The following is a 12,477-nucleotide window of genomic DNA, read 5'->3' on the forward strand; positions in this document are numbered from 1 at the left end:
GCTACTGCGACAGCAGCCCCGCGGCCTGGCCCGGCACCGGAATGCTTCCGACCGACCGCGCCTGTGTCACCGGCCCCGTCAGCGCCTGGGACGTCATCGGCTTGAAGTCGGCGAGCTGGGTGCCGACGCCGTTGTCGAGCGGGTCGGCTCCCGTGCCGGCGAGCGGGTTGGGCTTGAGGCCCGCGACCGGGCCGGTGACGTGGCCGAGCGTGCCGGTCGTGGCCTGGAGGCCGGACTGGGGGCCGATTGTGCCGGGGAAGGTGGGGCGGGTGTTGACCATGCCCAGGACCGGGCCGGTGTCCGCGGCGGCCGTCCCCGTACCCGCTCCCAGCGCCGCTCCAGCGGTCGCGAGGACGGCCACCTTCTGATGCACTGGGTAATCACTTGAGAACAAAGGGTAGTTGAGGTGTGACGCGTGCATCAAAGGCGCCCCGCGGGGTCGTACGGCCCCCGATGGATGCCTCACACTGGTGTCCCGTGAGTTCTCCTCTGCCCATACCGACGCGAGTCGTGCTGCTCTGCGGCCCATCCGGCTCCGGCAAGTCCCTCCTCGCGGCCCGCTCCGGCCTCCCGGTGCTGCGGCTCGACGACTTCTACAAGGAGGGCGACGACCCGACGCTGCCGCTGGTGGCGGGCAGTTCGGACATCGACTGGGACCATCCGGAGTCGTGGGACGCGGACACCGCCATAGCCGCGATCACCCGGCTGTGCCGCACGGGCCATACGGATGTCCCCGTCTACGACATCGCGCTGAGCGCCCGCACCGGCACGGAGACGGTGGACATCGGGCGTACCCCGCTGTTCATCGCGGAGGGCATCTTCGCCGCGGAGATCGTCACGCGCTGCCAGGAGCTCGGCGTCCTCGCCGACGCGCTGTGCCTGAGCCGCGGCCCGGTGAAGACGTTCCGCCGCCGCTTCCTGCGGGATCTGAAGGAGGGCCGCAAGTCGGTGCCGTTCCTGCTGCGCCGCGGCTGGCGTCTGATGCGGGAGGAACGCTCGATCGTCGCCCGCCAGACCACGCTGGGCGCGTACGCCTGCGACCGCGACGAGGCGATGGGCCGGCTGGCGGCCGCGGCGGCCGGCCGGTGCGCGAGCCTCGGTACGGCGGCCTAGGCAACGAAAAAGCGGGACTGGACGGACCCCCCGGCCCTCCAGTCCCGCTCTTGTGCTCCCCCTTTGTCCTCCCCCGTGGTCCCCCCACTGTCCTGAGGAGACGCCCCCCAGCGTCTCCGCAGTTCCCCCGTGGGCCCCGGTTCCAGTCCCCCGTGGGGCCCTTCTGGTGCTCCCCCCCCCAGCCTTCAGGCGACGAGCTCGCCGAAGGCGTCCTCCTCGTCACGGCCGAAGCTGAGGACCTCGTCCTCGCGCAGCCGGCGGAGCGACCGCCAGATGCTGGACTTCACCGTGCCGACACTGATGTCGAGGATGTCCGCGATCTCCGGGTCCGTGCGGCCCTCGTAGTAGCGCAGGACCAGCATGGTGCGCTGGAGCTCGGGCAGCCGGGCCAGCGCCTGCCACAGGACCGCGCGCAGTTCGGTGCCGCGCATCGCGTCCGTGTCGCCGGGCGTCTCCGGCAGTTCCTCGGTCGGGTACTCGTTGAGCTTGCGGCGCCGCCAGGCGCTGATGTGCAGGTTGGTCATGGTGCGGCGGAGGTATCCGCCGACCGCCGCCTTGTCACTGATCCGGTCCCACGCCCGGTACGTCGAGAACAGCGCGCTCTGCAGCAGGTCCTCGGCCTCGAAGCGGTCGCCGGTGAGGTGGTAGGCGGTGGCGTACAGGGAGGCGCGGCGCTCCTGGACGTAGGCGGTGAACTCCGCCTCCGACAGCGAGCGGCGCTCCCCCGAGTCCTCCCTGTACGCGGCTCCCCCGTGAGCCGCCCCCGTCCCCTTGCTCTCCCCCGTGTGCGCGTCAACCACCGTCATGAACGCGGTGTGCTGACGCCCGGTGCCGCGAGCGCACCCCCGCCCGCTCACGGCACCGGACTTCTCGGAACCCCGGTTCACGTCGTGCAGACGCGTGATCACTGCGCTGGTGCTGATGCCGTGCAGCGTGTTCATCTCGCGCCCCCCGTCGTGGACTTCCGGTGTGCGGCCCGCCGTCGGGCGGGCTTTCCTGCCTTGTGCCGAAAAGCTTGCCGCGGCACTTTCATGGCCGTGTCCGCCGACTGTCACAGACCTGTCACAGGGGTCGGCCACAGGGCCGCCACGGCCCGTACACAGACATCGGCGCTACGCGCGGGTCTCATCTCGGCCCACAGGTCGAACCCCGACCCCTCCATGGGCCAGAATGTGCCCGTGCCTTCCCTGTTGCTGATCGAGGACGACGACGCCATCCGGACGGCCCTGGAGCTCTCTCTGACGCGCCAGGGTCACCGGGTGGCGACCGCTGCCAGTGGTGAGGACGGTCTGAAGCTGCTGCGCGAGCAGCGGCCGGATCTGATCGTGCTGGACGTGATGCTGCCCGGCATCGACGGGTTCGAGGTGTGCCGGCGCATCCGGCGCACGGACCAGTTGCCGATCATTCTGCTGACCGCGCGCAGCGACGACATCGACGTGGTCGTCGGCCTGGAGTCCGGCGCCGACGACTATGTCGTCAAGCCGGTGCAGGGGCGGGTGCTGGACGCCCGGATCCGGGCCGTGCTGCGGCGCGGGGAGCGGGAGTCCAACGACGCGGCGACGTTCGGCAGCCTCGTCATCGACCGCTCGGCGATGACCGTGACGAAGAACGGCGAGGATCTCCAGCTCACGCCGACCGAGCTGCGACTGCTGCTGGAGCTGAGCCGGCGGCCGGGGCAGGCGCTGTCCCGGCAGCAGCTGCTGCGGCTGGTGTGGGAGCACGACTACCTGGGCGACTCGCGGCTCGTGGACGCCTGTGTCCAGCGGCTGCGCGCCAAGGTCGAGGACGTGCCCTCGTCCCCGACGCTGATCCGTACCGTGCGTGGTGTCGGCTACCGGCTGGATCCGCCTCAGTGACACAGCGGCACCACCAAGGGGGGGACCGCGGCTGGACCGCGGCGCGCAAGGGAGTTCTGTCGCGGCTGCGCTTCACGAGCCTGCGTCTGAGGCTGGTCGTCGTCTTCGGCCTGGTGGCGCTGACGGCCGCCGTGTCCGCGTCCGGCATCGCGTACTGGCTCAACCGCGAGGCGGTGCTCACCCGCGCCCAGGACGCCGTACTGCGCGACTTCGAGCAGGAGATGCAGAACCGGGCGGGTGCGCTGCCCGAGCATCCGACGCAGGACGAGCTCCAGCACACCGCGGGCCAGATGGCCGGCAGCGACCAGCGCTTCAGCGTGCTGCTGGTCGCGAGCAACGCCGACGGCAGGACCGTCTACGGCAGCTCCGGCGGGCTGAGCGGCTTCTCGCTGCGGGACGTGCCGGTCTCGCTGCGCACGGCGGTGAACAAGACGCAGAAGGTCGACGAGGCCAACAAGCACCCGCACCACCTGTACTGGCAGCGGGTTGTCGACCACGACACGCCGTACCTCGTGGCCGGGACGCGGGTGATCGGCGGCGGTCCGACCGGTTACATGCTGAAGTCGCTGGAGCCGGAGGCGAAGGACCTCAACTCGCTGGCCTGGTCGCTGGGGATCGCCACGGGGCTCGCGCTGATCGGCTCGGCGCTGCTCGCGCAGGCCGCCGCGACGACCGTGCTGAAGCCGGTGCAGCGACTCGGGGCGGCCGCACGGCGGCTCGGCGAGGGCAAGCTCGACACCCGGCTCAGGGTGTCCGGGACCGACGAACTCGCCGACCTCTCCCGGACGTTCAACAACGCGGCCGAGGCTCTGGAGAAGCGCGTCGCCGACATGGCCGCGCGGGACGAGGCGTCCCGGCGGTTCGTGGCGGACATGAGCCATGAACTGCGTACGCCGCTCACCGCGATCACCGCCGTTACGGAGGTGCTCGAGGAGGAGCTGGAGGCGGAGACCGGGAGCATGGACCCGATGATCGAGCCCGCCGTGCGGCTGGTGGTCAGCGAGACGCGGCGGCTGAACGACCTGGTCGAGAACCTGATGGAGGTCACCCGCTTCGACGCGGGCACCGCCCGGCTGGTCCTGGACGACGTCGACATCGCCGACCAGATCACCGCGTGCATCGACGCCCGCGCCTGGCTGGACGCGGTCGAGCTGGACGCCGAGCGCGGCATCCACGCCCGGCTGGATCCGCGCCGTCTGGACGTCATCCTGGCCAACCTCATCGGCAACGCGCTCAAGCACGGCGGCTCCCCGGTGCGGGTGTCCGTCCGCGAGGCGGACGACTCGCTCGTCATCGAGGTGCAGGACCACGGGCCCGGCATCCCCGAGGACGTCCTGCCGCACGTCTTCGACCGTTTCTACAAGGCCAGCGCCTCCCGGCCGCGCTCCGAGGGCAGCGGCCTGGGCCTGTCCATCGCCCAGGAGAACGCCCACATCCACGGCGGCGAGATCACCGCGGCCAACTCGCCCGACTCGGGCGCGGTGTTCACCCTGCGGCTCCCGCGGCACACGTACGCACCGGGGGAACAGCCCGCCGAGGGCGAGCCGAAGCACGGGGACGACACCGGCCAGGACCGGGGCGAGGACTCGAAGGGGGACGCCTGATGACCACACGTCTCGTGTCCAGGGCGCGGATCGGTGCCGTGTCGGTGCTCGCCCTGCTGCTCGCCGGCTGCGGGATCCGGGCCACGGAGGTGCCGACGAACTTCGGGCCCGCGCCCTCGCGGGTGCGGTGTTCGCTCGCCGAGCCGGACGTGTCGACGCAGGCCGCCCGGGGGCTGCCGGTGCAGGTGTTCCTGCTGTGCGGGTCGTCGCTGGTGACCGTCGACCGGACCGTACGGGTCCCGGACGGCGCGGCCGACTCCGAGCGGCGCATGCTGGTGGCGCAGGGACTGCTGGACCAGCTCGCGACGCCGCCGTCGCCCGCCGAGAAGGAGGCCGGCTACAGCACGGACGTACGCGGCGGCATCACGGTGGGCGGGCCGCGGCCCGGCGACCCGGAGGACACGCTGCGGCTGAGCATGGCGCCGGACAGCCTCACCTCCTACGCCCTCGCCCAGATCGTCTGCACCTTCTCCGAATCGGCGGCCGCCGAGGGCGACGGCTCCGTGGTCCTGGGCGGCCCCGGCGCCGAGCCGCCGCGCCGCTGGGAGTGCACCGACGAGGTACGGGCCCGCCCGGGCAGCAAGGAGCCGCCGTCCAAGGACGTGGCCGGGGAGTGAGCGGGCCGGGCTCCGCCGGGCTGTGGCGCATGCCTCACAGGCGTATCGGGGTGTCTCCCGGAACCGATCCTGCCGGAGGCCGCGTCTAGGGGGGCGTGCAGCGTCAAGGCTCCATCGGCGGCAGCGCCGAGTTCCGCATCCGTGTGACAGGAGGTGTCCTCCTCGTCGCACACCTCGCGTTCGTCGCCTGGCTCACGCTGCGGCCGCTGGACGTGCCCTGGGTGATGCCCGCCAATCTGCGGCCGTTCGACGGGATCCGGGCCGATCTCGCCCTGGGCTGGCCCGAGGCGGCCCGGCGGATCTGCGAGGGGCTGGCCCTGCTCGCCCCGCTGGGCGTGCTGCTGCCGATGGTGAGCGGCAGACTGGTCGTCTCGCCGCTGGCGTCCCTGCTGCGCACCGTCACGGCCGGTGCCCTGCTGTCGCTGGGCATCGAACTGCTCCAGACCGGCGTTCCGGGTCAGGTCGTCGACGTCGACTCGCTGTTCCTGAACACCGCGGGCGTGGCCCTCGCGCATCTCGCGCTCGTCCCGGCCGGGCGCTCCTGGCTGCGCCGCCGCACCATCGTGCGCCTGACCGGTACGCTCCCGCCCCCGGAGGAGCCGGCTCAGGGTCGGACCCCGACGATTCCCAGGGTCGGGATCGCCCCGTGGAGCGACGCTTTGCCCCCTTCGTCTCCGTAGCGTGGAGTGCAGATGGGGTACTCGGACGAGAGGCCTCACACACCGACATTGAAGGAGCCGCACATGTCCCGCCTCGCCCGCCCCACCAACGGCCGCATGATCGGCGGAGTGTGCGCCGCGCTCGCACGGCGCTTCGGCACCTCCGCGACGACGATGCGGGTGATCTTCCTGGTCTCGTGCCTGCTGCCCGGCCCGCAGTTCCTGCTGTACATCGCGCTGTGGATCCTGTTGCCCTCGGAGAGCAAGGTGCAGAACAAGGCGCAGGCAGCCTGGTGACGACCGTTCACGAGAACGCCGATGGGGCGCACCCTGGTTCGGGTGCGCCCCATCGGCGTGTGGTCCGTCCGGGCGGGGAGATTCAGCTGACCGGAACGCCGTTGACCGGCAGGCCGTGCGTGGGCAGGCCCTCCACCGGCAGACCGTGCGCGGGCACGCCCTCCACCGGCAGACCGTGCGCGGGCACGCCCTCCACCGGCAGACCGCCGAGCAGCTGGGCGGCGGCGGGAGCGGCAGCGGCCGCCGTCTGCCCCTGGCCCAGCGCCTCGCCCGAGCCCGGCAGCGCCTGGGAGAGCTGGTCCGCCGGGGCCGCCTGGGTGACGGTCTCCAGCGTCTGAGCGGTGTCCGGGAGGGCCGGGGCGGCGTTGGCGGCACCCGCACCGGCGGCGGCGAAGGCGGCACCGAGAGCGGCGACACCGAGGGACTTGGCAGCAGACTGCTTCATGAAATGCGTCCTCATAATGGGATGACGGGGTGTGTGAGCGGTACAGCGACCGTAATCACGCGGCGCCGTCCGCCGCAAACATCGAAATGCGGACGGATGGTGAACACCGCCCGCATTCCCTGTGCGCCGATGAGCCCCCGGGTCAGCCCTCCGAGGCCACAGAACCGCTGGTGGAGGCGGTTTGCCGGAACAGCCATTCGGATTTCAGCTCGGCATATCCGGGCTTGATCACGTCATTGATCATGGCCAGCCGTTCATCGAAAGGAATGAACGCTGACTTCATAGCATTGACAGAAAACCATTGCATGTCATCGAGCGTGTAACCGAATGCCTCGACCAGGTGCTCGAATTCCCGGCTCATGCTGGTGTGGGACATGAGGCGGTTGTCGGTGTTCACCGTGGCCCGGAAGTGCAGCCGGCGCAGCAGCCCGAGGGGGTGTTCGGCGTACGAGGCGGCCGCCCCGGTCTGGAGGTTGGAACTCGGACACAGCTCCAGCGGGATGCGCTTGTCCCGGACGTACGAGGCGAGCCGTCCGAGTTCGACGCTGCCGTCCTCGTGGACCTGGATGTCGTCGATGATCCGCACGCCGTGCCCGAGCCGGTCGGCGCCGCACCACTGGAGGGCCTGCCAGATGGACGGCAGCCCGAAGGCCTCGCCGGCGTGGATGGTGAAGTGGTTGTTCTCGCGCTTGAGGTACTCGAAGGCGTCCAGGTGCCGGGTGGGCGGGTAGCCGGCCTCGGCGCCGGCGATGTCGAAACCCACCACTCCCAGGTCCCGGTGGCGGTTGGCGAGTTCGGCGATCTCCAGCGCGCGGGCCGCGTGCCGCATGGCGGTGAGCAGGGCCCCGACGCGAATGCGCCGGCCGTTCTCCCGCGCGCGGCGCTCCCCTTCCCGGAAGCCCTCGTTGACGGCCTCGACGACCTCCTCGAGGCTCAGACCGCCCTCCAGGTGCTGCTCGGGGGCGTAGCGCACCTCGGCGTAGACGACGCCGTCCTCGGCGAGGTCCTCGGCGCACTCGGCGGCGACCCGGACCAGGGCGTCGCGGGTCTGCATGACGCCGACGGTGTGGGAGAAGGTCTCCAGGTACCGTTCCAGGGAACCGGAGTCGGCGGCCTCGCGGAACCAGACGCCGAGCTTCTCCGGGTCGGTCTCGGGGAGCTGGGAGTAGCCGTTCTCACGGGCGAGTTCGACGATCGTGGCGGGGCGCAGGCCGCCGTCGAGGTGGTCGTGCAGCAGAACCTTGGGCGCCCGGTGGATCTGGTCCGGTGTCGGGGTGTTCGCGATGGTCTGGCTCGTCATTTCCGCACTCTAACTCCTACGCGCGTAGATGGCGCGTGCTCGGATCCTTTACGTTTCCGTCGATACGTAACGGTGACCCCAAGGACGGGTCGAGTACACCCGCGCTTCTGACACTGTTCTGTCATGGCACACCAACCGACGCCGGTTCGCAGGGCCCGGCTGGGCAGGACATTCGGTCCGGAGCCGTCGGCGGTGAGCGGCGTGGTGCTGCTGCTCCCCGGCGGCGACGAGGTCTCCGGCCGCAGGCCGTCCCCCATGGTGGCGACCGCCTCCGTACGCGCCCTGGGGCGGCGCCTGGCCCGCGCGGGCCGGGACGAGGGTCTCGCCACGCACGTGGTGCACTACCGCTACCGCGGCTGGAACGGCAGCGAGGCCAACCTCGCGGCCGACGCGGCCTGGGCCGCCGACGAGGTCGTACGGCGTTACGGAGACGTCCCCGTCTGCCTCACCGGCATCGGCATGGGTGGCCGGGCCGGGTTGCGGGCGGGTGGGCACGAGGCCGTCAACTCCGTGCTGGCGCTCGCCCCCTGGCTGCCGGAGGAGGATGCGGCGGCGCCACCCGAACCGGTGAAACAGCTGGTGGGACGACAGGTACTGATCGCGCACGGCACGAACGACGAGCGGACGGATCCCGAGTTGTCGTTCCGGCTGGCGGCGCGGGCGAAGAAGGCGAATCGGGATGTGTGCCGGTTCGAAGTGCACGCGGACGGGCACGGGTTGACTCAGTACCGGGATGAAGTCCTCGCGCTGGCCGAGGACTTCGTGATGGGGGCCTTGTTCGGTCGGGCGGTGTCCCGGCCTGTGCGGGATGCGTTCGCCGCGCCGCCGCCGTTGGGGTTGCGGATGCCGTTGGCTGCGGGGTTCGGTTCTTCGTTGCGCCGGTAGCGTCGTGGGGTTCTTGCCGCCGGCGGGTGCGGGTCGTCTGTGGCTTGTCGCGCAGTTCCCCGCGCCCCTCAGGTGGGCAAGAGACTGCCCCTTCTTGAGAGCAGGAACCTTTTGAAGGCTGCCACCGGAGGCGTGTCCGGGTGGCCTTCCAGCCAGGCCACGCCGATTTCGCGGGCCGCTCGGGGGGCCGTGACCGTCAGCTCCACCACCCCCGGACGGGGGACGGCCGGTGGGGGCAGGAGGGCGACCCCGAGGCCCGCTGCCACCAGGCCGCGGAGGGTTTCCGCCTCCTCACCCTCGAAGGCGACCCGGGGCTTGAAGCCGGCCTCCTTGCAGAGGTCGTCGGTGATACGGCGGAGGCCGTAGCCGGGTTCCAGGGTGACGAACATTTCGTCCGCGGCCTCGGCGAGGCGGATGCGGCGGCGGCCCGCGAGGGAGTGGTCCGCGGGGACGACGAGGCGGAGCTTCTGTTCGTCGAGGCGGCGGGCGACCAGGTCGGGGGCGTCGGGGACGGGGGACGTCAGGCACAGGTCCAGTTCGCCGGCGCGGAGGCGTTCGAGCATGGCCTCGCCGTAGTTCTGGACGAGGCTGAAGCGGACCCGCGGATGGTCGGCGCGGAAGGCCTGGAGGAGGCCCGGGACCGTCTCGGCGCCCATGGTGTGCAGGAAGCCGAAGGCGACCTTGCCGGTGGCGGGGTCGGCGTCGGCCCGCACCTCCTCGGCGGCGCGCTCGACCTCGGCCAGGGCCCGCTCGACGGAGGTGAGGAAGGTGCGCCCGGCCGGGGTGAGGGAGACCGTACGGCCGTGGCGGGCGAAGAGGTCCACGCCGAGGTCCTGCTCCAGGCGGACCATGGCCCGGGAGAGGGTCGACTGGGGGACGTTCATCTCCTGGGCGGCCCGGGTGACGTGCTCGGTGCGGGCGACGCCGGCGAAGTACGCGAGACGGGGCGCCAGCACCTTCGACATCTCCGCCATGTCTTCTGTGTCACTGGACGGTGACAGTCGAGCCGTTGAACTGTGTTGATGCTCCATGGGAACGATTATGGCGGTTTCATGCATTGGACGGATCAGTGGGCGCGTCCGTAGGTTCGAGGCATGTCTCCCGCCAGTACCGGGGCGTCCACCATCGTGGGCGCCGATGCCTCTGTCCCTGCTGTCGACTCACGTATGTCCCCGGGCGGGCCCGGCTACCGCCGGATGAGCCTCGCCCTCTTCCTCGCGGGTGTCGCGACCTTCGCGCTGCTGTATTCCACGCAGGCGCTGCTCCCGCTGATCTCCGGCGAGTTCGGAGTGGCGGCGAGCGACGCGAGCTGGACGGTGGCCGCCGCGACGGGCGGGCTGGCGCTGTTCGTCCTGCCGATGAGCGCCCTGTCGGAGCGCTTCGGACGGCGTGCGGTCATGACGGCCTCGCTGGCCGTGGCGGTGACCGTCGGACTGCTGGTGCCCTTCGCCCCGTCGCTGGGTGTGCTGGTCGTGCTGCGGGCGCTCCAGGGCGCGGCCCTGGCCGGGCTTCCCGCGTCGGCGACGGCGTACCTCGCGGAGGAGGTCAGCCCCAAGGCGCTGGTCACCGCGATCGGGCTGTTCGTCGCGGGCAACAGCGTCGGCGGGATGAGCGGCCGGGTCATCACCGGCTGGGTCGCCCAGGAGTGGGGCTGGCGGGTCGCCGTCGGTGTGATCGGCGCGCTCGCCGTGGCCTGCGCGGTGGCTTTCCGGACGCTGCTTCCGGCGCCGAGGAACTTCCGGGCGGGTTCGCTGCGCCCGCGCGTGCTGGCCCGGACGGTCCGTGGCCACCTGTCCAACCCGTTGCTGTGCCGGCTGTACGCGATCGGCGCGCTGTTCATGACGGTGTTCGGCGGTGTGTACACGGTCATCGGCTACCGGCTGACCGAGGCGCCGTTCTCACTGCCGCAGGGCATCATCGGCTCGGTCTTCCTGGTGTACCTCGTCGGTACGGTGTCGGCGTCGACGGCCGGCCGCCTGGTGGGCCGGCTGGGCCGCCGAGGCGCGCTGTACGCGGCCGGCGGTACGACGGCGGCGGGTCTGCTGCTGTCCCTGGCCGGTTCCCTCCCGCTGGTCCTGCTGGGCCTGGTCCTCATCACGGGGGGCTTCTTCGCGGGCCACGCGGTGGCCTCGTCGGCGGTCAGCAAGACGGCCACGACCGGCCGCGCACAGGCCTCGGCGCTCTACCAGTCGGCGTACTACATCGGCTCCAGCGCGGGCAGCACGGTCGGCGCGATCGCCTTCCACGCGGGCGGCTGGGCCGGGACGGTCGGGGTCGGCCTGCTCGCCGTGCTGGGCGTCGTCACGATCACGGTGTTCGGGACGCGGGCGGCGCGGATGCAGCGGCGGCTGGCCACGGCCGCCTGAGCCTCGAAGCCGGACTGTGCCCCCTGGTCGGGGCCGGTTGTCAGTGGGCGCGGATAACGTCCGCCTCCGCTGACCACCGGACCGAGCAGGGGGATTTTTCATGGAGTTCCGCATCGACCGTACGACGTTCGCCGAGGCCGTGGGCCGGGCGGTACGGGCGCTGCCCGCGCGGACGCCGGTGCCGGTGCTGGGCGGGCTGCTGCTGGAGGCGGACGCGGGACGGCTGGCCGTGACGGGGTTCGACTTCGAGGCCGCGGTGCGGGTGGACGCCGACTGCGGGATCGCGGTGCCCGGACGGGTGCTCGTCCCGGGGCGACGGCTGCTGGACGTCTGCCGGGTGCTGCCGGACGGGCCGGTGAGCTGTGCGCTGGAGGCATCGCGGTTCACGGTGGAGGCGGACGGTACACGGTTCGGGCTGTCGACGCTGCCCCTCGCCGAGTATCCGGCCCTGCCGGCGCCGCCCGCGCCGTACGGCACGGTGGACGGCGCCGCGTTCGCGACGGCCGTCGCCCAGGTCGCCGTCGCGGCCGGCCGCGACGACACGCTGCCGCTCCTGACGGGCGTCCAACTGCGCCTGGACGGCGGGGAGATGACACTGGCCGCTTCGGACCGCTACCGGTACGCCGTGCGGCGGCTGGAGTGGAAACCGGGGGCGGCGGCCGAGGGAGTGGTGGAAGCGTTGCTGCCCGCGCGGCGCCTGCTGGATGTCGCGCGGTCGCTGGGGCGCTGCGGGGACGTGCGGATCGGGTGGGGCCAGGCCGGGGGCGGCGGGCTGATCGGCTTCGAGGGCGGGCCCACGTGGACGGCGCTGCGGCTCCTGGAGGGGCGGCTGCCGACGTACAAGTCGCTGTTCGACATGGCGGGGGCCGCGGTCGCCGAGGTGGAGTGCGAAGGGCTCGCGGAGGCCGTGCGGCGGGTCGCGGTGGTGGCGGAGGCGAACAGTCCGGTGCGACTGGACTTCTCGTCCGACGGGTCCGTCCTGCTCCGCGCCGGCTATGGCGACGACGTGGCGGCCCAGCGGCTGCCGGCCACGCTGAGCGGCGCCGACGAGATGCCGGTGGCCTTCAACCCGGCCTATCTGCTGGACGCGCTGACGTCCTTCGAGAGCCCGCGCGTACGGCTGGAACTGCTGGGGGCGGGGCAGCGGGCGCTGCTGCACGCGGTGCCGGGCGAGGGGGCCGCCGAGGTGGCCGGGGAGCACCGGCATCTGCTGATGTCGGTCAAGCAGCTGGTCTGATGCGCTGCTCCCGCCTGCGCGTTTGTGCGCTCGGAGGGCCGTTGTCAGTGCGCTGCGGTAGCTTCCGAAGTGCTGGGCGCGATGGCGCGTGACAGAAA

The 12,477-nt window shown here is 71.9% G+C and carries 14 protein-coding genes; 9 read left to right on the forward strand and 5 right to left on the reverse strand.

The window, feature by feature from the left end; translation table 11 throughout:
- Position 1 precedes the first annotated feature (1 nt).
- Complete coding sequence (locus ACZ6TU_RS01855; RefSeq protein ID WP_469545931.1) at positions 2-421, reverse strand: hypothetical protein; 420 nt, start codon at positions 419-421, stop codon at positions 2-4.
- 32 nt (positions 422-453) lie between these two features.
- Here ACZ6TU_RS01855 and ACZ6TU_RS01860 point away from each other — a divergent pair, with 32 nt between their 5' ends.
- On the forward strand, positions 454-1,113 hold the full coding sequence (locus ACZ6TU_RS01860) for a uridine kinase family protein (RefSeq protein WP_467671707.1): 660 nt from the start codon (positions 454-456) through the stop codon (positions 1,111-1,113).
- A gap of 185 nt (positions 1,114-1,298) precedes the next feature.
- Here the strand turns inward: ACZ6TU_RS01860 and ACZ6TU_RS01865 are convergent, their stop codons facing one another.
- Positions 1,299-2,054: a SigE family RNA polymerase sigma factor gene (locus tag ACZ6TU_RS01865; protein ID WP_469545934.1), complete on the reverse strand. Its 756-nt coding sequence runs from the start codon at positions 2,052-2,054 to the stop codon at positions 1,299-1,301.
- Positions 2,055-2,291: 237 nt separating this feature from the next.
- Between ACZ6TU_RS01865 and afsQ1 the strand changes: the two genes are divergently transcribed.
- The 5 genes from afsQ1 (at position 2,292) to ACZ6TU_RS01890 (ending at position 6,146) form a co-directional block, all read left to right on the forward strand.
- Complete coding sequence (afsQ1, locus tag ACZ6TU_RS01870) at positions 2,292-2,969, forward strand: two-component system response regulator AfsQ1 (RefSeq protein ID WP_010048893.1); 678 nt, start codon at positions 2,292-2,294, stop codon at positions 2,967-2,969.
- Positions 2,966-4,573, forward strand: coding sequence for an ATP-binding protein (locus ACZ6TU_RS01875; RefSeq protein WP_467671711.1), 1,608 nt, complete (start codon positions 2,966-2,968; stop codon positions 4,571-4,573). Before afsQ1 ends, ACZ6TU_RS01875 begins: the two co-directional genes overlap by 4 nt.
- Positions 4,573-5,190 carry a hypothetical protein gene (locus ACZ6TU_RS01880; protein ID WP_467671713.1) on the forward strand — a complete coding sequence of 206 codons (618 nt, stop codon included), beginning with the start codon at positions 4,573-4,575 and terminating at the stop codon, positions 5,188-5,190. Before ACZ6TU_RS01875 ends, ACZ6TU_RS01880 begins: the two co-directional genes overlap by 1 nt.
- Before the next feature lie 95 nt (positions 5,191-5,285).
- Complete coding sequence (locus tag ACZ6TU_RS01885; RefSeq protein ID WP_467671715.1) at positions 5,286-5,870, forward strand: VanZ family protein; 585 nt, start codon at positions 5,286-5,288, stop codon at positions 5,868-5,870.
- A 63-nt stretch (positions 5,871-5,933) separates the two neighbouring features.
- On the forward strand, positions 5,934-6,146 hold the full coding sequence (locus ACZ6TU_RS01890; protein ID WP_467671717.1) for a PspC domain-containing protein: 213 nt from the start codon (positions 5,934-5,936) through the stop codon (positions 6,144-6,146).
- 82 nt (positions 6,147-6,228) lie between these two features.
- Here ACZ6TU_RS01890 and ACZ6TU_RS01895 read toward each other — a convergent pair whose 3' ends face one another.
- Positions 6,229-6,591, reverse strand: coding sequence for an ATP-binding protein (locus tag ACZ6TU_RS01895; RefSeq protein WP_469545940.1), 363 nt, complete (start codon positions 6,589-6,591; stop codon positions 6,229-6,231).
- 142 nt (positions 6,592-6,733) lie between these two features.
- Positions 6,734-7,891, reverse strand: a complete 1,158-nt coding sequence (locus ACZ6TU_RS01900) for an adenosine deaminase (protein WP_469545943.1) — start codon at positions 7,889-7,891, stop codon at positions 6,734-6,736.
- A 123-nt stretch (positions 7,892-8,014) separates the two neighbouring features.
- On the opposite strand from ACZ6TU_RS01900, the gene ACZ6TU_RS01905 reads away from it, so the two are divergent.
- Positions 8,015-8,776: an alpha/beta hydrolase gene (locus tag ACZ6TU_RS01905; protein ID WP_467671723.1), complete on the forward strand. Its 762-nt coding sequence runs from the start codon at positions 8,015-8,017 to the stop codon at positions 8,774-8,776.
- Positions 8,777-8,844: 68 nt separating this feature from the next.
- Here ACZ6TU_RS01905 and ACZ6TU_RS01910 read toward each other — a convergent pair whose 3' ends face one another.
- The gene (locus tag ACZ6TU_RS01910; protein ID WP_467671725.1) at positions 8,845-9,807 is read right to left on the reverse strand and encodes a LysR family transcriptional regulator; all 963 of its coding nucleotides are present in this window, start codon (positions 9,805-9,807) and stop codon (positions 8,845-8,847) included.
- A gap of 63 nt (positions 9,808-9,870) precedes the next feature.
- Here ACZ6TU_RS01910 and ACZ6TU_RS01915 point away from each other — a divergent pair, with 63 nt between their 5' ends.
- On the forward strand, positions 9,871-11,142 hold the full coding sequence (locus tag ACZ6TU_RS01915; protein ID WP_469545946.1) for an MFS transporter: 1,272 nt from the start codon (positions 9,871-9,873) through the stop codon (positions 11,140-11,142).
- A 100-nt stretch (positions 11,143-11,242) separates the two neighbouring features.
- Complete coding sequence (gene dnaN, locus ACZ6TU_RS01920) at positions 11,243-12,379, forward strand: DNA polymerase III subunit beta (RefSeq protein WP_469545950.1); 1,137 nt, start codon at positions 11,243-11,245, stop codon at positions 12,377-12,379.
- Positions 12,380-12,477: the final 98 nt, after the last annotated feature.

This window comes from Streptomyces sp. NPDC052064 (genome assembly GCF_055585925.1).